The sequence below is a fragment of the Promicromonospora soli genome, assembly GCF_014653785.1.
Lineage (GTDB): Bacteria > Actinomycetota > Actinomycetes > Actinomycetales > Cellulomonadaceae > Promicromonospora > Promicromonospora soli.
On sequence record NZ_BNAS01000002.1, the window covers coordinates 519256 to 537841 of the forward strand.

The following is an 18586-nucleotide window of genomic DNA, read 5'->3' on the forward strand; positions in this document are numbered from 1 at the left end:
TGTGACCGGCTATGACACAGAGTTCCTCGGTTTCACCGTCCCGCTCCCGGTCTCCCCCGTCGAGGTTCGTGTGCTCGACTACACACATTTCTCCGTCCTGCTCGACCCGGACCGCCGGCTCGCCGCGGCCACGGCCTGCACCGTCGACGGCGCCACGCTCCTGGCCCTGCGCCGCTCCGGCCGGTGGCGGCTGGACGGCCGTGTCCCCACCGGCGAACAGTCGGGTAGCGAGCTGTACTCCGGCAACCCGCTCGACCGCGGTCACCTCGTGCGTCGCCTCGATCCCGTGTGGGGCGACGCCGAGACCGCTGCCCGGGCCAACCACGACACGTTCACCTATACGAATGCCGCGCCGCAGGTGAACAGGTTCAACCAGTCGAAGGAGCTCTGGAACGGGCTGGAGGACCACGTGCTCAAGTACGCGGCCGCCCACGACCACCGCCTGGCTGTCCAGACCGGGCCCGTCTTCGCGGCCGACGACCCGCCCTACCGGGGCGTCCGCATCCCGCGCCTGTTCTGGAAGGTCGTCGCGTGGGTAGGCCCGGGCGATGTGCTGCAGGCGACCGGTTTCGTGCTGGACCAGACCCCGCAGCTCGACGACGCGCGCCTCCAGGAGATCACTGCCCAGGCTCTGGCCAGGGACGACATCCCGCCACTGGGCCCGTTCCGGACCTACCAGGTTCCGGTGTCCGACGTCGCGGCGCTGACCCGCCTGGGCCTTGGCCCCCTGCCCGGGTCGGACGTGCTCGCGGAGCCGCCACCGACGCCGTCGGGCAGCCGGCCGACTGACATCACCATCCACCGGCTCCCGCGGGCGCGGGCCTGGTCGGAGATCCGGACCCCCGACCAGATAGCCCTCCCCCTCCCGCCGAGCTAGCCCTCTTTGTTGCGGGCGCGATCGTTGCGACTACACGCCCGTTTTAGGCGCAACGATCCCGCCCACAACCAACGGGTCAGAGGTTGTCCTGCCAGTGGTGCTGTGGCGCGTAGCCGAGGATGCGGCGGGCCTTGTCGATGCTCAGGAGCGTCTCCCGGCCCTGCAGCGGGCGCTTGACCGGCACATCGGGGAACACCTCGGCCGCGAGATCTGCCGACTCCCGCTCCATCACCGTGTCCTCGTTTGCGATCACGAACGCCTCGAACCCCGTGAAGTCCGCCTCCAGGGCTCGGCGCACGGCCTGCGCGCCGTCCCGTCCGTCGATGTAGCCCCACAGGTTCCAGCGCCGAGCCGTGGCGTCGTCCTGCCAGGACGGGAAGGCGGCGTAGTCGCTCGGCCGCATCACGTTGGAGAAGCGCAGCGCCGCGACCTTCAGCTCGGGGTCCCATCGCGTGAAGTGCTTGCCCATCTCCTCCTCGAGCGACTTGCCGAGCGAGTAGGTGGACTGCGGCAGCACGTCGTACTCCTCGTCCACCGGCAGGTACGGCGGCGGCACGTCGAACGGCAGGCCGAGCACCGTCTCGGACGACGCCGTCACGACGTTCCGGATGCCCACGACCTGGGCGGCCCGCAGCACGTTGTACGTGCTGGGCACGTTGTTGCGGAAGGTCGCGGCGTTGGTCGCCAGACCAGGTGCGGGGATCGCGGACAGGTGCACGACGGCGTCGGCCGCCCGCCCCTCGTCCACGCCGGACAGCAGCTCGATCACCTGGCCGAGGTCCGTCAGGTCCGCGACGGTGAAGCGGCCCGGGCTGCCGGCCGGGGGCGCCACACGGTCGGTCGAGACCACGTCGTAGCCCGAGTCCGCCAGGTGCTCCACCACGAACTGGCCGAGCTTCCCGCTCGCACCCGTCACCACTACCCGCTGCTTCGTTGCCATGCGTCCGATCCTGCCAGTTGGTCTCGACAAGCAGCGGATGGGGTCAGCCCAGGCGTTCGCGCAGCCAGGCGATGTCCGGGGCCATGTCGCCCTTGGTCTCGCAGATGACGGGGGCGTCCGCCGCCGCGATCACACCTACCAACAGCTCCTCGGGAATGGTGCCCTCGCCGAAGTGGGTGTGCCGGTCCGCGCCCGACCCTGCGGGGTCGCGCGAGTCGTTCGCATGCACCAGGTCGATGCGGCCCGTGATTGCGCGAACCTGGTCGACGGCCGTCGCGAGGTCGAACCCGCTGGCCCAGGCGTGGCACGTGTCGAGGGTGAACCCGACGTTGTCCCCGCCGTTGGCCGTGGCGATCGCCGCCCACAGCTGCTCGATCCGCTCCAGGCGGCGGGACATGGAGTAGTCGCCGCCCGCTGTGTTCTCGATGAGCACCGGGACGTCGGTCTCGAGGGCGTCGATGGCCTTGCGCCAGTTGTCGAACCCCTTGGCCGGCTCGTCGTTCGCGGTGACATGCCCGCCGTGCACCACCACGCCCTTGGCGCCGATCGCGCCGGCGCCGTCCATGATCTGCTGCAGCAGCTTGCGGCTCGGGATACGGATCCGGTTGTTGGTCGACGCCACGTTGATCACGTACGGCGCGTGCACGTAGAGGTCCAGGCCGGCCGCCGCGGCGTCGGCGCGGAGCGCCTCCGCACCGCCCTCGTACGGAAGGTCCGGGACCTTCCACGCCTGCGGGTCGCTGAGGAACACCTGCACCGTGTCCGCGCCGAGCGTCTTCGCCGCGCCGATCGCGTCGGTCAGGTCCACGTGTGCGCCGATCTTCACCATGGCCCCACCCTAGAACGGCTCACCGACACGCGACGGCGGGGCGGCTGCCTGCGGCGGCCGACGACGGCCGACGACGTGCGACGGCCGACGACGGCCGACGACGTCAACCGATCCCGCGGATGCCGACCGGGGTGACCTCCAGCAGGTTGCCGTCCACCGCGACCAGCCGGGCGGCCTGACTCTGGCTGACGACGCCGGCCGCGGTCCCGTCCCAGACCAGCGCGCCCGACGCGGCGTCGAGCGACACCAGCCCGGACCCACGGGACTCGCCCCGCAGCACGAGGAGCACGGACTGCCCGTCGCTGAAGGCCTGGGACACGTACGCGTTGCCGTAGCGCCAGTCGTCCACGCCCTCGGCGGGATCCCACGCCCACCGCAGGTCGCCAGTGGCGAGGTCCAGTCCGTGGACCCTCCCGTCCCAGACCGTGAAGGCCACTGCCATCCCGGCGACCTGGGCGAGGAACTGCGGGCTTCCGGCCTCTATCGCGGCTTCCCAGCGCCGTGTCCCGTCAGCCGAATAGGACAGCAGGTGCTGCCCGGACCGGTCGGCTGCGAGGAGCGTCGCCGCATCGGGCTCGTCCGTGGTCTGCGGACGGCTCACCCGCCCGGCGATCTCGCCGACGACGTCACCGTCGGGGGAGAACAGCAGGCTGTTCATCGTGCCGTCGGACGCGCGGACGATCGTCTGCGCGACATACCCGCCTGTGTCGAGGCTGAACACCGAGCTCGACCCCGGCTCACCGTCCCTGGTGAGCACCACACCGTCCGAGGTGACTGCAGCGCGGAGGCCGCAGCCCCGCACGTCGACGAGATCCGCCTCGATCTGCGCGCCGAACGCATCGGGGTCGAGCTGGTCGGTGGTCCTCGACCCGTCCCAGAGCACGCCGAGCCCGACCCAGCAGGCCTCGGCCGCCATCGCCCGGAACGGAACGGTCACGCTCCAGCGCACCTCGCCCGTTACCGCGTCCTCGGCACGCAGGAGCAGGTCCCGGCCGCCCTCGATCGTCAGGGTGCATCCCATGTCGGTGCACTCGGCGGTGCCCAGGTCCACAGGTGTCCGGGGCCCGACTCGCTTGGCGCGCAGCACGGTCGCGTCCGGCCCGGGGCGGGGGCTCCCGTACCGCCCCGCGTCCCCGGCTTCGAGCACCCGAGGGGCCGAGGCCACACCGTCGGGCCCCACGGTGATGACTGCACGGCTCGCGCCAGAACCCTGCAGGCATACCAGGGCCGACGCCGCTATCTCGGATGCCCCCGGGTAACCGGTCGGCCCGCAGTCCGGGTCCACGCCGAGCGGGACGGTCCAAGCCTCCTCGCCGGATGCCGGGTCCAGTGCGACCAGCTCGCCGTCGGACTCGAAGACGAGCAGGTCGCCGAGGGCGGCCACCTTGGTCCGGCTTCGGTCCGCGAAGGCCCCGAGGGAACCGACCTCGCCCTCCCAAGCCCACGTCTGCCGCATGGGCGTGGACACGTCCACGACACCCCCGCGGACGTCGCGTATCCGCTCCATCCGGGCGTTGTCCCGCACGCCGTCGACGACGAACCCCGTCCCGAGCGCGATCGCCAGCACCGCTGCGACCGGCCCGAGCGTACGTAGTCCGCGGCCCAGGCCGGACACCGGCGGCCGGCTCGCCGCTGAGTCGTTCTCGTCCGGGACTTCCGTGCCGCCGGGACGCGGCGGGGCGACGGGCGCGTCCGGGTCGCCCGCATCGTCGACCAGGTCGAAGACGAACGCATCGCCCCCGCCCGGATCAGTTGCCATGGGGCCGAGAGTATGCCTGGCAGGTCCCAGTCACACCCAAGAGGCGCGGCCGCTCATTCGGCCCGGCCCACTCACTCACCCCAGCCCGCGGACGCCGGCGGGCGTGACCTCCAGCAGGTTGCCGTCCACGGCGATCAGCGACTTGTCGAACTCCTGGGCCGTGGCGTCGGTGACGGCCTCCTGCGCGTGCTGCTCCCAGACCACCTCGCCCGAGTCCACATCGAGCGACACCAGCCCTGCGCGGCCGGAGCCGTTCTCGGTGAGGAGGAGGACGGACTGCCCGTCGGTGAAGGTCCGGGACACGTACAGGTCCTCGAGGTGCGTACCGTCGGCGTCGGCCGAGCTGTCCCACACCCACCGCTCGTCGCCGGTGGCGACGTCCAGCCCGTGCACCGTCCCGGAGCCCGTCATGACCACCGCCGTCCCGTCCACCTGAGCGAGGAAGAGCTGGGTGTCCGCCGCCGGCGTCTGGACCACCTCCCAGCGCAGCGTCGTGTCCGTCTCGTAGGCCCGCAGGCGCGGCCCGGACGCCACCAGGAACGTGGCCGGCCCCGACCCGTCCGTCACACCAGGTTCCAGCGCATGGCCTGCTATCTCGCCGACACGGTCACCGTCGGCGGCGTACAGGACGGTCCCCGCCGTGCCCTCGAAGGTGGACTCGGTGAACCCGCCCCCGGCGAGGCTGGTCACGCCGCCCATCCCGGGCTCGATCGTCGTGCCGAGCGGCACCCCGTCCGCGGTCACGGCGGCCTCGATCCCGCAGCCGTACAGCTGCACCAGATCGGCCGCGATCCGCGCACCGAAGGCGCCGGGGTCGAGCATCTGCTCGAAGTCCACCCAGTTGTCCGAGCCGTCCCAGGACGTGCCGAGCCAGTTGTTGCACTGGTCGGCGCGCGTAGACCGGAACGGGACAGTCACGCTCCAGCGCTCCTCGCCCGTGACCGCATCCTCGGCGCGGAGCACCAGGCCCTGGCCCGCCTCGACGGTCCCGGTGCACTCACCCATGTCGTTGCACACCGCGTCCCCGACGTCCACCGCCGATCCGTCCCGCTTCGCACGCAGCACCGTCCCGCCTGGCCCGGACCGGGGTTCCCCAAATTTCCGCGTGTCGGCAGAGTCGAGCGCCCGCGGGGCCCGGACCACGCCCCCGGGCCCGACCACCGTGACCTCGCGGTCGGCGCCGGCGCCCTGGAGACACACCAGGGCCGACGTCGCCACGTTCTCCCACCCGGCGGCACCGAACGGTCCGCAGTCGGGGTCCTCGCCCAGGGGTACGGTCCACGCCTCGTCGCCAGTAGCCGGGTTCAGGGCGATCAGCTCGCCCTCGGACCGGAACACGAGCATGTCGCCGAGCACGGCCACCTCGTTCCGCCGCCCCTCGTCGATGGCCTCGCGGGAACCGACGAGGCCCTCCCACTTCCACGTTTCCTTCAGCGGGGAGGAGACGTCTGCGACACCCCCGCGGACGTCGCGCATCCGTTCCATCCGCGCGTCGTCCCGCACGCCGTCGACCGCCAGTCCGGTGCCGAGGGCGACGGCGAGGAGCGCCGCGACGGGCGCGATCGTTCGCAGCTTCCCACCCGGCCCGCCCGACGTCGGCGGCTCGCCGCTCCCGAGTTCGTCACCGTCCGGATCTTCCCCGCCATCAGCACCGGTGCGGGTGAGCTGTGCCTCGGGACCGGCCGTGCCGTCGTCGACCAGGTCGAAGACGAACGCACCGCCCTCGACCGGGTCGCGTGCCATGCGGTCGAGGGTATGCCGGGGAGGTCAGGGTTACATCCGAAACCTCATCCGAGACCGCGGACGCCGGTCGAGGTGACCTCCAGCAGGTTGCCGTCCACCGCCACCAGGTCGCCCGAAACGCCCCGTTCGACCACGTCGCCGTTGCGCGGGTCGAACGCGGTGGTCGCCCCGCCACCGGCCTGGTGCCAGACCACCTCGCCCGAGCCGGCGTCGAGCACCACCATGCCGCGGGCTCCGCCGCTCTCCACCACGTTCAGCAGCAGCACGAGCTCGCCGTCGGTGAACGCCTGCGCCACGTTGGCGCTCCCGAAGTAGCCGCCGTCCGAGCCCGACTCGGCGCCGGAGCCGTCCCAGAGCCACTTGTCCTCGCCCGTGGCCAGGTCCAGGCCGCGCACGGTCCCGGCCCCGCTCGTGATCACCACCGTCTCGCCCACCTGGGCGAGGAACTCCTGCCCGCCCGACTGGAGCGTGATGTCCCAGCGCACGGTCCCGTCCGCCTCGTGGGCTGTCATCCGCCGTCTGGGTTCGTCGATGGCGATCAGCGTGGCCGCACCCGCCTCGTCCGTGGACCGCGCGGGGATCACGTACCCGCTGATCTCGCCGACCACGTCGCCGGCGTCGTCGTACAGGGTGGTTCGCGGCACGTCGCTCCAGGTCGTGCCCAGGTACCCGCCCGAACCGAGCCCGTCCACGAAGCTCAGGCCCGGCGGGAACGCGGCGCCGAGGAGCACGCCGTCGGGTGTGACAGCCGACTGGACGCCGCAGCCCTGCAGGTTGATGAGGTCGGCCCAGACCCGGGCGCCGAAGGCGTCGGGGGCGAGCTGCCCGTTGAGATCCACCCGGTTCTCCGAGCCGCCCCACTCCGCGCCGTACGTGGTGGTGCACTGCAAAGCCGGCGTCGCCCGGAACGGTATCGTCACGCTCCAGCGCACCTCGCCCGTGACCGCGTCCTCCGCGCGGAGGACCAGATCCCGCCCGGTCCGGATGATCCCGGTGCACTCTCCCGCCCCGTTGCACCGGGTGTCGCGGTCCACCGCCGACACGGGCCCCACGCGCATCGCGCGCAGCACCGTTCCGTCCGGCCCGGTGTGGGGCGACCCGTGCTCCCGCGATTCCGCGGCGTCGAGCACCCGCGGCGCCGACGCCGCGCCGCCGGGCCCGACCACCATCGCCGCGCGGCTTGCGCCGCGCCCCTCCAGGCACACCAGCGACGGCGTCCTCGGGTCCTCCCACACCGGTGAGACCACCGGCCCGCACTCCGGGTCCTCGCCGAGCGGGATGGTCCAGGTCTCCTCGCCCGTGGCAGGGTCCAGCGCGACCAGCTCACCCTTGGACTCGAACACCAGCTCGTCGCCGAGCACCGCGACATCGGTGGTGCCCTCGCCGACGTCGACCGCACCGCTCCAGGCCCAGACCTGATCCAGCGGCGAGGCCAGGTCCGTCACGCCCCCGGGGACGTCACGCATCCGCTCCATCCGCGCGCCGTCGCGGGCGCCGTCGACCGCGAGCCCGGTGCCGAGCACTATCGCGAGGACCGCCGCCACCGGCGCGGCACCTCGCCACGTCCAGCCCGGGCGGGCCGGGACCGGCGGCTCGCCCGACCAGGCCTCGTCGCCGTCAGCGCCGGCCCGGCCGTACGCGCCGTCCGCGCCGTCCGGGCGTGTCGGCACATCGAGGCCGACGGCGTCGTCGTCGACCAGATCGAAGACGAACGCCTCACCCTCGTCCGGGTCGCGCGCCATGCGGCTGAGCGTAACCCCGGGCGGGGGCTCGTTTCAGGCCTCGCCTGCCGCCCTGCGCCGTGCCTCCGGCTCAGGCGGCTCCGGGACCTCATCCCAGGCCCGTCAGGCCGTCCGTGGTCATCTCGACGATGTGCCCGTCGACGGCGAGCGCCATGCCGGTCATCGGCACGTCCCAGAGCTGCTCGCCGGTACTCAGGTCGAGTGCCACGAGCAGCCCGCCACCGGTGCGCTGCCGCGGCCGATACTCAAGGGCCACGATCTCGCCGTCCGTCAGGGTGCGGTAGCTCGACAGCCCGGACACTTCCTCGCTGCCCCAGGACCAGAGCCGCACGCCGGTCGCGCGGTCCAGGCCTGCCACCCGGCCGCTGCGGTTCACTACCACCACGTCACGCGCGGCGAGCAGCACGCTCTGGCTGAGCCGGTCGGTCCAGGCCACCGTCCCGTCCTTGCGCATGGCCTCGAACCCGTGGGATCCCGAGAAGACGAACCACAGGTCGTCGGGGGCATCGGGCGACGTGGCCGGGATCCGCACAAAACCGTCCAGGGTGCGGACGATCTGGCCGAACTCGTCCACGACGACGGAGTTCGTCGCGTCCCCCTGCAGGGTGTAGCGGCCGGGCTCCAGCTCGTTCACCCACGGCGACGAGCTCGGGTCGGTGCGCACAGCGAGATCGAGCCGCACACCCGGCAGCGACAGCGTCGCCGATATGCCGCAGCCGTCCAGGACGACGGTCTCCGCCCCCGAGCGGACGGTGACATGGTCCGTGTCGACCACAGGGCCGGCGTCGCCGGTGCCGGGGTCGATCCGCTGGCAGTTGATCGTGTGCACCGGGGTGAACGCGACGGTGCTCGCCCAGCGTTCGGCGCCCGTCGCGGCGTCCTCCGCGATGACGAGCACGTCGCGCCCGTCGGTCAGGACCGACGGCGTGCACACACCCGTCGGCCGGCACACCACGTCCTCGGTCTCGTCGCCGGTCCGGGTCACCCGCACCGCCATGCCGTCGGGCCCGGGGAAGATCTGCTCGCCGTCGGCCAGGTCCGCGGCCCGGGACCGGGTGCTGCCGTCGGGGGCGATCGTCAGCACGTCCCGCGCGTCGTCAGGGCCGTGCACGCACACCAGCACGTCGGTCGACGCCGAACCGTCGTAGCCGCTCGGCCCGCACTGGGACCTCTCGTCCAGGGGGACCCGCCAGACGATCTCGCCCGAGCCGGGGTCGATCGCCACGACGTCCTCGAACCCGGCCGGCTCCGGTCCGGCCGCCCCGGACGAGGCGTCGACCGTATAGCTCTGCGCGCTCCCCGGGAGCAGCACCAGCAGCCCGTCCATGGTCACCAGCTGCTGGTCCACGAACGCGTCCTGACCCCCCTGAGGGGGGAAGTCGAACGGCAGGGTCCATATCTCCTCGGGCGGACCATCGAGCGAGGCCACGCCTGCCGGCGAGGTACGCATCAGCTCCGCGCGCCGATGGTCCCGCACGAGGTCGGCCGCGACCATCGCGACCACCACAGCTGCGACCACCGAGGCGGCGACCAGCCAGGTACGCCGCGACAACCGGGGCAGCCGGAGCCGACGCCGGGCCGGGGGACCGTCCGAGGCGTCGCCGTCGGATCCCGGGGCGGCGTCCCTGTTGCCCTCGACCAGGTCGAAAACAACGGGGTCCTGCTCGTCGTGCCGCTCCATGACGGGAGCCTACTCGCGTGACCCCCTTCGATCGCCTGAGGCTACGGGTCGGGCCCGTTCTCCGGTCGGCTCAGCCGAGCCCCACGACACCCCGCTGCGTGATCTGCGCGAGGTAGCCGTCGACGGCTACCAGCTGCGTGTACGGGGTGTCCTGCTCGATCTCCCACCGCACCGAACCGTCACGGAGGTCGATAGCGAGCAGCCGCAGGCCGGTGCCCTCACCGCCCGGGTCCGCCGCCACCGGGAGCAGCAGGGTGTCGCCGTCCGTATAGGCCCCGAAGACTACGGAGTCCGCGGTCCGGCCCATGCCGCCGAGCGAGAGCACGTCGGGGTCGATCGTCCAGCGGTCCGCGCCCGTGCCGAGGTCGATGGCGCGCACCGCCCCCGGGTCGTCGACGACGACGGCGGTGCCGGACACCTGGGCCAGCAGCGCCGTGGCCCAGAGATCGGGGGCGGTCCAGACCCGCGCGCCCGCGTCGCCCTCGTCGGTGGAGCGTGCCTCCGTGCGCACGCCGACGCGCTCCAGCAGCAGCCCCGGGTCGCGGCCGTCGGTGGCCCAGGGCAGGAGGGCCTGGCCTTCGAGGGTGACAGTGCCGCCGTCCGGCAGGTGCACGACGTCGTTGGGCGCGCCGCCTTCGGTGGGCTCCGTGCCGGGCCGGACCCAGCCGCCGTCGGGCAGGGAACCGAACGAGGCGGAGTCCACGCCGTAGGCCGGCGGGTCCGCGGGGTCCTCCGGGTCGTCGAGGCGCGTGCCGTCGAGCAGGAACGCCGCCGAGACGCCGCAGCCCTCGACCTCGATGACGTCGCCGTGCAGGTCCCAGCCCAGGGAGCCGGCGACGTCGAGCGCCGGGGCGTTGTCGCTGTAGGTGACGCAGCCCTCGGGCCGCGGCGCACCGAAGGCGACGGTCTCGCTCCAGCGCTCCGTGCCGGTGGCGGCGTCCTCCTGGCGGACGACCAGGTCCGGACCGACGAAGCCCTTCGGGAGGTGGGGGACGCCCAGCTTGTCGACCAGCGCGGGCCGCGGCTCCTGGTCGCCGCCCCTCAGCTCGAAGGAGACCAGACCACCGCCGGCCGCGGGAGCGACCACGGCCGCCGGGTCGAGCTCCCGGGTCGTCGCCGTACCGTCCGGGTCGATGACCGTGACGGCCTGCTCCTTGCCGTCACCGGAGGCGGTGACGCAGACCAGGGGGTCGGCCGGCTCCACGGCGCCGCCGCGTCCGCCGCTGCCGATGTGCGTCGCCGAGCCGCAGTCCGGGTTCTCGCCGACCTCGACGGTCCAGAGCACCTCGCCCGACGCCGGGTCCACGCCGCGGACCTTCTCGTCGCCGGCGATCGCGAGGATGCCCGGCATCTCGATCAGGGTCGCCGCGATGGGGTTGTCGAGGTCGATCGACCACTGCTCGGTTGGCTTGGTCTCCAGGCTCCGCACGCCACCGGGGGCGGCGACGAGCGCCCGCTCGCGCAGCTGCGCGTTCACCAGGACCCCAGCCGTCACCGCGAGCACGACCACGACGGCCGTGCCGCCGGCCAGCAGCACCTTGCCGCGCCGCGTGGTGGGCAGCCGCCGTCGGACGGCCGCCCCTCCACGCCGCGCCGTCTGCCCGACGGCGGTGCGGGCGCCCGCGAGCGCCAGCGCGACCCGGCTGGGGCCTCGCGGGGCGGGCTCCTCGGCGGGCTTCGCCTCGCCGTCAGCCCCGTCATCGGCGGGGTCGACGCCGTCCGGGTCGGCCCCGCCGTCGGACGCTCCGGGCACCTCGTCGATGAGGTCGAAGGTGTGTACCGTCTCCGGATCGTGGGTTCCGGACCCGGTGTCGTCGTGCTGGGTGCGTTCAGTCACGCCCCGAGGGTAGTGCCCCGGTCCCCGGCCAGGGCCGTCTTCCACGTGACCCGGCCGCCGGTCTGCATGAGCGCCCCGCGATAGGCGCGCTCGCTCAGCAGCACCGCGCCGAACGTCGCCGCCACCAGGATGAGGAGCGACACCAGCGGCTCCCACCACAGGGCGTCCCCGTTGAGGACACGCACGGGCATCGACACGATGGAGGCCGGCGGGATGTAGGAAAGGACCCGTTCGAGCACGCCGTCGGCCGAGAACGTCACCACGTAGACGGCCATCAGCAGCATCATCAGGGGGCTCGTCGTGTACTGGAGGTCCTCGGTGCGGGACGCGAGCGAGCCCGCCACCGCGTAGAGGGCCGCCACCGCGACGAACCCGACGGTGAAGAAGACGACGAACCACAGCATGGTGGCCGTCATCGCGGGCAGCATGGCCGACAGGTCGGTGAACGAGATGCCGACGAGCCCGATGGCGGCGAGCAGGAGGTTCTGCGACAGCGCGATCACCGAGCTGCCGATGATCTTGCCCGCCAGCAGCTGCCGCAGGGGCACCGCCGTCGCGATGATCTCGACGAGCCGGGACTGCTTCTCCTCGATCACGCTGCCCGCGATCATCGCGCCCGAGCCCACCGCACCCATGAAGAACAGGAACGCGAGCACGAATCCGGCCGCGAAGACGATCTCCGGGTCCACCGGGTTGCCGTCGAGCCGTTCGGTCCCGATCTCGCTGCCCGCCGTGAGGGCTTCGACGGTGGTTCCGGCGTCCGTCGCCCGCTCGGCCATGACCTGCTCGCGCACCGTGGTCTCGACCAGGTCGGCGAGGTCCGTGTCGGGTTCCCGCCAGCCGGACAGGGTCCAGCCCGCCGCGCCGTCGGTGGCCGCTGCGCCGTCGGTGCCGGAGCTGAGCCACGCGTCGGCGGTCTCGTCCTCGAGCGCAGCCTCGGCCGCGGCCGCGTCGTCCACCCGCACCACGCTGAGCGCGATCCGCTGGTCCGACGCCGTGGCGTCCTCGGCGGCGGACTCGAGTGCGGTCGCCGCGGCCTCGTCGCCGGCGACGACTGCGACGTCGAACGACTCGGTGCGGCTGTCCATGTAGGACGTGAAGCCGATCAGCCCGCCGATCATCGCGATGGTGACCGCGAGACCGATCAGGAACCCCTTGTTGAGCGCCCGCACCACGATCTCGCGGGTCGCCACCACCATCCATGCGTTCCTCATGAGGTCACCTCGCGGTAGATCTGGGCCAGCGTGGGCCGTACGGGCGAGAACTCCTGGACCGCACCCCGCTCGAGGGCGGCGGACAGGAGGCGGGTGGCCGCGGCGTCGTCGTGCACCTCGACCAGCGCGGACGAGCCGTCCACGTCCACTGCCAGAACGCCCGGCACGCCACGTACGAACCCAGCGTCGCCCGACAGCACCAGCCGGTGCCGCGTGAAGCCCTTTGTCCGCAGCTCGTCCGGGGTGCCGCTCGCGAGAACCCTTCCGCCGCCGAGGATGACGAGGCGCTCGCACAGCCGCTCCACGAGGTCGAGCTGGTGCGAGCTGAACAGCACCGGGACCCCGCGCCGCGTGTGCTCGCGGAGCAGGTCGGCCATGGCGTCGACGGCCGCCGGGTCCAGGCCGCTGAACGGCTCGTCCAGGACGAGCGCCTTCGGCTGTCCCATGATCGCCGCGACGATCTGCACGCGCTGCTGATTACCGAGCGAGAGCTTCTCGACGTGGTCCTTGGCCCGGCCCGCGAGCCCCAGCCGGTCGAGATGCTCCAGCACCTCGCGCCGGGCCACCGGCGCCGCGATACCCCGCAGGCGCGCCAGGTAGACGAGCTGCTCCAGCACAGGCTGTTTCGGGTAGAGGCCGCGCTCCTCGGGCATGTACCCGAACTCACGGCGGTCGTGCCGGGTCACGGGTGCGCCGCCGAACCGCACCTCGCCCCGCGTGATCGCCAGGACTCCCATGATCATCCGCATTGTCGTCGTCTTGCCCGCGCCGTTCCCGCCCACGAACCCCGTGAGCAGGCCCGACGACGCCGTGAAGCTCACGCCGTCGACCGCCCGCCGGGGTGTGTCGCCCGAGGCGAACACGCGGGTCAGGTCCCGCACCTCCAGATCGCTCATGGCCACCACGCTATGGGCCCGACGGCGGCGGCGGATCCGCCGCAAGGCGGAACCGGCCTCCGCCGAGCGATGGGTCGGCGGGGCGCCCGGATCGGCGGGTCATAGGAAACATCGTCGGGTGTCTTTGTCGCGCCAAAAGGGCGGGCGAAAAATCCCGCCAATACATCTGATGAGCTGGTATTACAGACCCCGGTTGCCGCCAAGTACCGGCCACGTATTATCCGGAACGCCACTTGGAGCTGGAGCGGCGCTGAATAGGTCGACTACCCGTCCACGGAGGAATGAGAAACGCGCCCCGGAGGATGATTCGCGGTTCGGTTCATACGGATCGGAGCGTCACGTGAGAGAAGCAGAGTAATGCCAGAGCCCGCAGGGGGAGCTAAGCGTGCGTAAGCGTTTGATCGTCACAGGAACGGCCGCAGCACTGGTGCTGACGGCCGGCATCGTGGGTGCCGTAGCAGTACAGCCGCCGGAGCAGGAGCGGCAGACAGCAACCGGGGCGTCCGAGCCCGACGCGCTGCAGGGACTACCGCCGATGATGCTGAAGCACGAGCCCGTGTCCAGCCCGGCGGAGAACGGCACGGTCGACGTGCACGGGAAGAAGAAGCCCGAGCCGCCGAAGAACCCGTTCACGTATGCGCCGGCGCCTAAGCCGGAGTCCACGAGTCCCACGTACGCAGTCCGGCCGACCAGCCGATTCACCATCACGCCTCAGCCGGGTACCGGCTTCGGGAGTGGCGTCCGCCCTGTCAGGCCGTCGTACCCCATCGACCCGCCCGGCCTGCGGCCGACGAACCCGCCGACACCGAGGCCGACGCCTCGGCCGTCGCCCACTCCGTCGCCCACGCTCACTCCGTCGCCGAGCCCGAGCCCGTCGTCGAGCCCTTCACCGGAACCGTCGGCGAGCCCTTCAGAAGAATCGGCCGAATAGTCCGATTTCCCGGATAGGCATTACGGGGCAGCGTCAAAGGCAAAGAAGCGAAGCTCTGCGTGCGCCTCGCTACTTTGCGCATTCTCGGATGGAGCCCGAGAATTCACCCTGGGCGGCATCTCAAAGTCGCCACCCGCGCATTAGTCTGAACCGCATGACTCAAGGCGGCCAGCGGTCCGGCGCCTGGTCTTAGTTAGATCGGCTTGAGTCGTGCGATCAGGCCCGCAATGCCGTCCTTGAACTGGCGCCCCACAGAGGGCCCGATCGCGGGGCCCGCGCCATCGGTCGCGTCGGCGAACGCGGCCGGGATCGCCTCCCACATGTCCTTCGCGCGCTGGACGAGCCAGTCGGGGTCGACAGCAAGGTCGGCGGCCGCTTTCTCCAGCTCGCGCCAGCCGATACGCCTGATCCCGTACTCGCCGCCGAGCTTCATGGCAAGTTTGCCCTGGTAGAAGACCTCCCGGTCGTCCATGACAAGCGCAGCGGACATCAAGTCGTAGAGCGGCGCAAGGGTGGCGCTGCCCCCCGCGTGGATGAGTGCGTAGTTCTTCGCGTGCGCATCTGTGCCAGCAGTCAGCCAGTTGAAGACCGTCGCCTCAGCGAACCTCTGGCGCACTCGCTCCAGCCGCCGAGGCGTGCTGACCCTGCCGAACAGACCGGCGATGTCACCTGCGGAAGGCCCGCCATCGGCCTGGTATTTGAGAGTCCGGGGTAGGCCGAGTGCCTGACACACGTCCTCCTGATGCACCCGTCGTGGAGGCAGGCCCGATGCCCAACCTGGACCCGACTCGTCCGTGCGATCGAAGCGCTCGACGACGACCGCCAGCTCCTCGCCGAAGGTGCAGAGTTCGATCCCCGCCGTTTGGAGCCCTAGCGCGTGCGCCGCGCGCATCGTCACGTACTCAGCGGCATCGCTGTCGGCCAGGCGCGCAACACCCACCTTGAAGATGTGGGTGCTCGGCTCCCGACCCGTCGGCAGCCCCCAGCCCCCGTCAGCCCGACGGGCGAGTGCAAACTTCCCCTGTTGACCGCCGAGTGACCAGCGTCCGCCGGTTTCCACGAAGTCCCATGCACTGTCGTCCTGGCGAAGGACCCGGAGATGCGCTGCTATCTCGCTGTCCGTGAGCGGGACGAGTGCACCGGCGCTGTCGAACGTGTCGCCGTCCTCGAGAAACTGGACCGCACCCGCGCAGTCCGCTCCCATGTGCTTGAGCAGGTTGAACGCAGTTACCCGGCGCTCGCCGAACTCTCGCGCCCACCGGATCCGCACATCGTCGTTGTCCGGCAGGAGATTGTCGATCCACGGTCGGACGACCGCGTCAGCGTGATGCGCGCCGACCAGAGGCATCGACACGGACAGCGGGGTGGCGCGAGGCGCCGACCGGTAGGCATCGTCGTACCGAAACACCAAGGTCCCGTCGTCGGCCTGATCGAGGTTGCCGATGAACGTGCCGTCGAACCAGACGGTGAGTCGGTCAGTCATCGCGACCGCCGACCAACCGGTCCAGCTCTGCGCCGGCCTCGTCCCGCGAGACGTCCACCGCAAGGTCCACCCACTGCAGCGCGCGCAGCACGAGGTCGAGCCGCGCATTGGGCGACCCGGACTCGACCGCAACCACCCAGGCACGGGACGCCCCGACCGACTCGGCGAGCTGCGCCTGGGTCATTCCCTGGCGCTGACGGGCATCGCGCAGCAGGGCGCCCACGTCCCCAGCGTTGGTGACGCGCATCGGGCCTCCAGTGTCGACGATCGGTGACACGCCCAGTGTATGTCACCGATCGTTGACATCCACCTCGGGTGTCAACGATCGGTGACAATCGCTCAGACCAGGCCCACCCGGTGGGCAAGGACCACGGCCTGCACCCGGTCGCGCAGGTGCAGCTTGGACAGCAGGTTCGACACGTGGGTCTTCACCGTGGCCTCGCCGAGGTACAGGGTCGAGGCGATCTCCGCGTTCGACAGCCCGGTGCCCACCAGCTCCAGCACCTCGCGCTCGCGCGGGGTGAGGAGGGCTAGGCCGGCGGGGGCCGGTTCCTGAGCCGGCCGCGCCCCCCTCGTCTCGGCTGGCCCAACCAGCGAGTGCCGTTCCCCCGCCACCATCTGCTCGATCACGCGCCGCGTGACCTGCGGAGCGAGCAACGCGTGGCCCGCCGCCACCGTCCGCACGGCCTCCACGAGGTGCTCCGCGTCGGAGTTCTTCAGCAGGAACCCCGACGCCCCGGCCGCGAGGCCGTCGAACACGTACTCGTCGTGGTCGAACGTGGTCAGCACCAGCACCTTGGCGAGGTCCTCGGCGACGATCCGGCGCGTGGCCTCGATGCCGTCCATCACGGGCATCTGCACGTCCATGAGCACGATGTCGGGCCGCAGCTCCCGCGTCAGCTCGATCGCCCGGGCACCGTCGCCGGCCTCGCCGACCACCTCGAAGTCGTCCTCCACCGAGAGGATGAGGGAGAAGCCGGACCGCACCAGCGCCTGGTCGTCGACCAGCAGCACGCGGGTCACCCGGTCACCTCCGACCGGTGCTCCGACGCGACGGTTGCTGCGTCCGGCCGAGTCCGGACCGCCCGTCCGGTCGTCGACGACGCCGGCGCGGGCAGCGGCAGCCGCACCCGAACCCGGTAACCGCCGGTCGCTCGGGGCCCGATCTCGACCGTGCCACGGTGCGTCGCCACGCGTTCCCGGATCCCGAGCAGCCCCAGCCCGGAGCCGGACGTGCCGTGGCGGGGGCGCCCGTCGTCGAGCACCTCCACCTCCGCGAAACCGTGCGCGAACTGCGGGTCGGACCACACCTCGGCGTCGCGCACCACGCGCAGCGTGACCGTCGCGGACCGGGCCGTCGAATGCTTCCGCACGTTTGCCATCGCCTCCTGTGCCGTCCGGTAGAGACTCAGCCCCATGGGCGCCGGCACCTCGTCCGCGGCGCCCGGCGGCTCCTCGACCTGGTGGAACGTGGTGTCGAGGCCGTCGTGGTCGGCGGCGGTCAGGGCCGGGAGGTCCGCCAGCCCCGGCTCAGGCGCCCGGGAGGCGCCGTCCGACCCGGACGGTGAGCCGGACGCACCGCCGTCGGGCACCGAGCGCAGCGTGCCCACCAGGTTTCGCATCTGGGCGACGCCCTCGCGCGACTCGCGCTCGATGGTCGCGAGAGCCTCCGCGGCCAGGGCCGGGTCACGGTCCAGGACCCGGCGGGCGGCCGCGGCCTGGATGCCGATGACGGACACGTGGTGCGCGACGACGTCGTGCAGCTCGCGCGCGATCCGCACCCGCTCTGTCACGACTGCCTGGTCGGTGAGGGCCGCCGCCTGCGTCTCGATGGTGATCGCCTGCTCGGCGAGCTGCTCCCGGCGTCGGGCGGCGTGCCACATGAGCTGACCTGACGCGATCGCTCCGCCGAAGTACGCGATGTTGACCAGGAGCGTGTACAGAAAGAAGGCCGGGAGGGGAGGCACGTACCCGGTATCGCGCTCGGCCCCCTCGGACTGGGCGTACAACCACTCGAGGCCTGAACCCACCGTGTACTGCCAGACGATCCACGTGAACATCACGAGCAGCGCCACCCCGACCACGATCAGCATCGAGCGGCGGTCGACGGCCCAGGCGAGCGCGGTGTGCAGCGCCACGAAGTACACGACCTGCATGGGCGCCAGCGCAGTCACCATCGGGACGGTAAGGCCGATCGCGAGGAACGCGCCGTACACGGCGGCCAGCACCAGCAGCGGGTAGCGCCGTCGCCATGCGAGCGGCGCCGCGCCCACCACCGCGAGGACGTACAGGAGCCACACGGGGTGGTCGGTCTCCGCGAACTGGCCCATGCTGCGCCCCAGCTCCACCGCGACCACGCCGAGCACCACGAAGGCCAGGCCCAGCCACAGGTCGTTGCGGTAGGCGCGGCCGGGGTTCGCGGGGACGCGCTCCCAGTCGGAGTCGACGCCGAACCAGTCGAGCAGGCGGCTGGTGACGCTCTCGGCGGGGCGGGGCCCGGGGCGGGGCGTGGCGGCGGGCTTTCCGACGCCGGGCTGCCGGGCGTCGGACTCGGGTGGGGCGACCATGCCCCCAGAGTAGGAACTCCAGGGGCATTGCCGCTTCCGCCTTGAGGCGGAGACGGTGGTCTGCGGAGAGCTTCCGGCCGAATGCGC

The 18586-nt window shown here is 71.9% G+C and carries 15 protein-coding genes; 2 read left to right on the forward strand and 13 right to left on the reverse strand.

Going from position 1 to position 18586, the window contains the following annotated elements:
• The first annotated feature begins 1 nt into the window (after window position 1).
• A complete protein-coding gene (locus tag IE250_RS08135) occupies window positions 2-877 on the forward strand; it encodes a DNA/RNA non-specific endonuclease (RefSeq protein ID WP_189668756.1) in 876 nt (291 codons plus the stop codon).
• 76 nt (window positions 878-953) lie between these two features.
• Here IE250_RS08135 and IE250_RS08140 read toward each other — a convergent pair whose 3' ends face one another.
• The 9 genes from IE250_RS08140 to IE250_RS08180 form a co-directional block, all read right to left on the reverse strand.
• A complete protein-coding gene (locus IE250_RS08140; RefSeq protein ID WP_189668757.1) occupies window positions 954-1817 on the reverse strand; it encodes an NAD-dependent epimerase/dehydratase family protein in 864 nt (287 codons plus the stop codon).
• Window positions 1818-1860: 43 nt separating this feature from the next.
• Window positions 1861-2646, reverse strand: a complete 786-nt coding sequence (locus tag IE250_RS08145; RefSeq protein ID WP_189668758.1) for a deoxyribonuclease IV — start codon at window positions 2644-2646, stop codon at window positions 1861-1863.
• A 103-nt stretch (window positions 2647-2749) separates the two neighbouring features.
• The gene (locus tag IE250_RS08150; protein WP_189668759.1) at window positions 2750-4405 is read right to left on the reverse strand and encodes an outer membrane protein assembly factor BamB family protein; all 1656 of its coding nucleotides are present in this window, start codon (window positions 4403-4405) and stop codon (window positions 2750-2752) included.
• A 75-nt stretch (window positions 4406-4480) separates the two neighbouring features.
• A complete protein-coding gene (locus IE250_RS08155) occupies window positions 4481-6148 on the reverse strand; it encodes an outer membrane protein assembly factor BamB family protein (RefSeq protein WP_189668760.1) in 1668 nt (555 codons plus the stop codon).
• 44 nt (window positions 6149-6192) lie between these two features.
• Entirely contained in the window at window positions 6193-7890 is a 1698-nt protein-coding gene (locus tag IE250_RS08160; protein ID WP_189668761.1) for an outer membrane protein assembly factor BamB family protein, read from the reverse strand.
• Window positions 7891-7978: 88 nt separating this feature from the next.
• Entirely contained in the window at window positions 7979-9571 is a 1593-nt protein-coding gene (locus IE250_RS08165; protein WP_189668762.1) for an outer membrane protein assembly factor BamB family protein, read from the reverse strand.
• Window positions 9572-9641: 70 nt separating this feature from the next.
• Complete coding sequence (locus IE250_RS08170) at window positions 9642-11408, reverse strand: outer membrane protein assembly factor BamB family protein (RefSeq protein ID WP_189668763.1); 1767 nt, start codon at window positions 11406-11408, stop codon at window positions 9642-9644.
• Window positions 11405-12622, reverse strand: a complete 1218-nt coding sequence (locus IE250_RS08175; protein WP_189668764.1) for an ABC transporter permease — start codon at window positions 12620-12622, stop codon at window positions 11405-11407. The genes IE250_RS08170 and IE250_RS08175 overlap by 4 nt, the downstream gene beginning before the upstream one ends.
• Window positions 12619-13518, reverse strand: coding sequence for an ABC transporter ATP-binding protein (locus IE250_RS08180; RefSeq protein ID WP_189668765.1), 900 nt, complete (start codon window positions 13516-13518; stop codon window positions 12619-12621). Before IE250_RS08180 ends, IE250_RS08175 begins: the two co-directional genes overlap by 4 nt.
• 385 nt (window positions 13519-13903) lie before the next feature.
• Here IE250_RS08180 and IE250_RS08185 point away from each other — a divergent pair, with 385 nt between their 5' ends.
• Complete coding sequence (locus tag IE250_RS08185) at window positions 13904-14449, forward strand: hypothetical protein (protein ID WP_189668766.1); 546 nt, start codon at window positions 13904-13906, stop codon at window positions 14447-14449.
• Between the two features lie 193 nt (window positions 14450-14642).
• Here IE250_RS08185 and IE250_RS08190 read toward each other — a convergent pair whose 3' ends face one another.
• The 4 genes from IE250_RS08190 to IE250_RS08205 all read right to left on the reverse strand — a co-directional run bounded on the left by IE250_RS08190 (window position 14643) and on the right by IE250_RS08205 (window position 18499).
• Window positions 14643-15932, reverse strand: coding sequence for a type II toxin-antitoxin system HipA family toxin (locus IE250_RS08190; RefSeq protein ID WP_189668767.1), 1290 nt, complete (start codon window positions 15930-15932; stop codon window positions 14643-14645).
• Complete coding sequence (locus IE250_RS08195; protein ID WP_189668768.1) at window positions 15925-16179, reverse strand: helix-turn-helix transcriptional regulator; 255 nt, start codon at window positions 16177-16179, stop codon at window positions 15925-15927. Before IE250_RS08195 ends, IE250_RS08190 begins: the two co-directional genes overlap by 8 nt.
• A 92-nt stretch (window positions 16180-16271) precedes the next feature.
• Window positions 16272-16955, reverse strand: coding sequence for a response regulator (locus IE250_RS08200; protein ID WP_189668769.1), 684 nt, complete (start codon window positions 16953-16955; stop codon window positions 16272-16274).
• Complete coding sequence (locus IE250_RS08205; protein WP_189668770.1) at window positions 16952-18499, reverse strand: sensor histidine kinase; 1548 nt, start codon at window positions 18497-18499, stop codon at window positions 16952-16954. The genes IE250_RS08200 and IE250_RS08205 overlap by 4 nt, the downstream gene beginning before the upstream one ends.
• Between the last annotated feature and the right edge of the window lie 87 nt (window positions 18500-18586).

Excerpts from the sequence above, each read along its gene's own strand:
- IE250_RS08145 (WP_189668758.1), bottom strand. The coding sequence starts at position 2,646 with ATGGTGAAGATCGGCGCACACGTGGACCTGACCGACGCGATCGGCGCG.
- IE250_RS08195 (WP_189668768.1), bottom strand. The coding sequence starts at position 16,179 with ATGCGCGTCACCAACGCTGGGGACGTGGGCGCCCTGCTGCGCGATGCC.
- IE250_RS08155 (WP_189668760.1), bottom strand. The coding sequence starts at position 6,148 with ATGGCACGCGACCCGGTCGAGGGCGGTGCGTTCGTCTTCGACCTGGTC.
- IE250_RS08140 (WP_189668757.1), bottom strand. The coding sequence starts at position 1,817 with ATGGCAACGAAGCAGCGGGTAGTGGTGACGGGTGCGAGCGGGAAGCTC.
- IE250_RS08150 (WP_189668759.1), bottom strand. The coding sequence starts at position 4,405 with ATGGCAACTGATCCGGGCGGGGGCGATGCGTTCGTCTTCGACCTGGTC.
- IE250_RS08180 (WP_189668765.1), bottom strand. The coding sequence starts at position 13,518 with ATGAGCGATCTGGAGGTGCGGGACCTGACCCGCGTGTTCGCCTCGGGC.
- IE250_RS08190 (WP_189668767.1), bottom strand. The coding sequence starts at position 15,932 with ATGACTGACCGACTCACCGTCTGGTTCGACGGCACGTTCATCGGCAAC.
- IE250_RS08160 (WP_189668761.1), bottom strand. The coding sequence starts at position 7,890 with ATGGCGCGCGACCCGGACGAGGGTGAGGCGTTCGTCTTCGATCTGGTC.
- IE250_RS08205 (WP_189668770.1), bottom strand. The coding sequence starts at position 18,499 with ATGGTCGCCCCACCCGAGTCCGACGCCCGGCAGCCCGGCGTCGGAAAG.
- IE250_RS08175 (WP_189668764.1), bottom strand. The coding sequence starts at position 12,622 with ATGAGGAACGCATGGATGGTGGTGGCGACCCGCGAGATCGTGGTGCGG.
- IE250_RS08165 (WP_189668762.1), bottom strand. The coding sequence starts at position 9,571 with ATGGAGCGGCACGACGAGCAGGACCCCGTTGTTTTCGACCTGGTCGAG.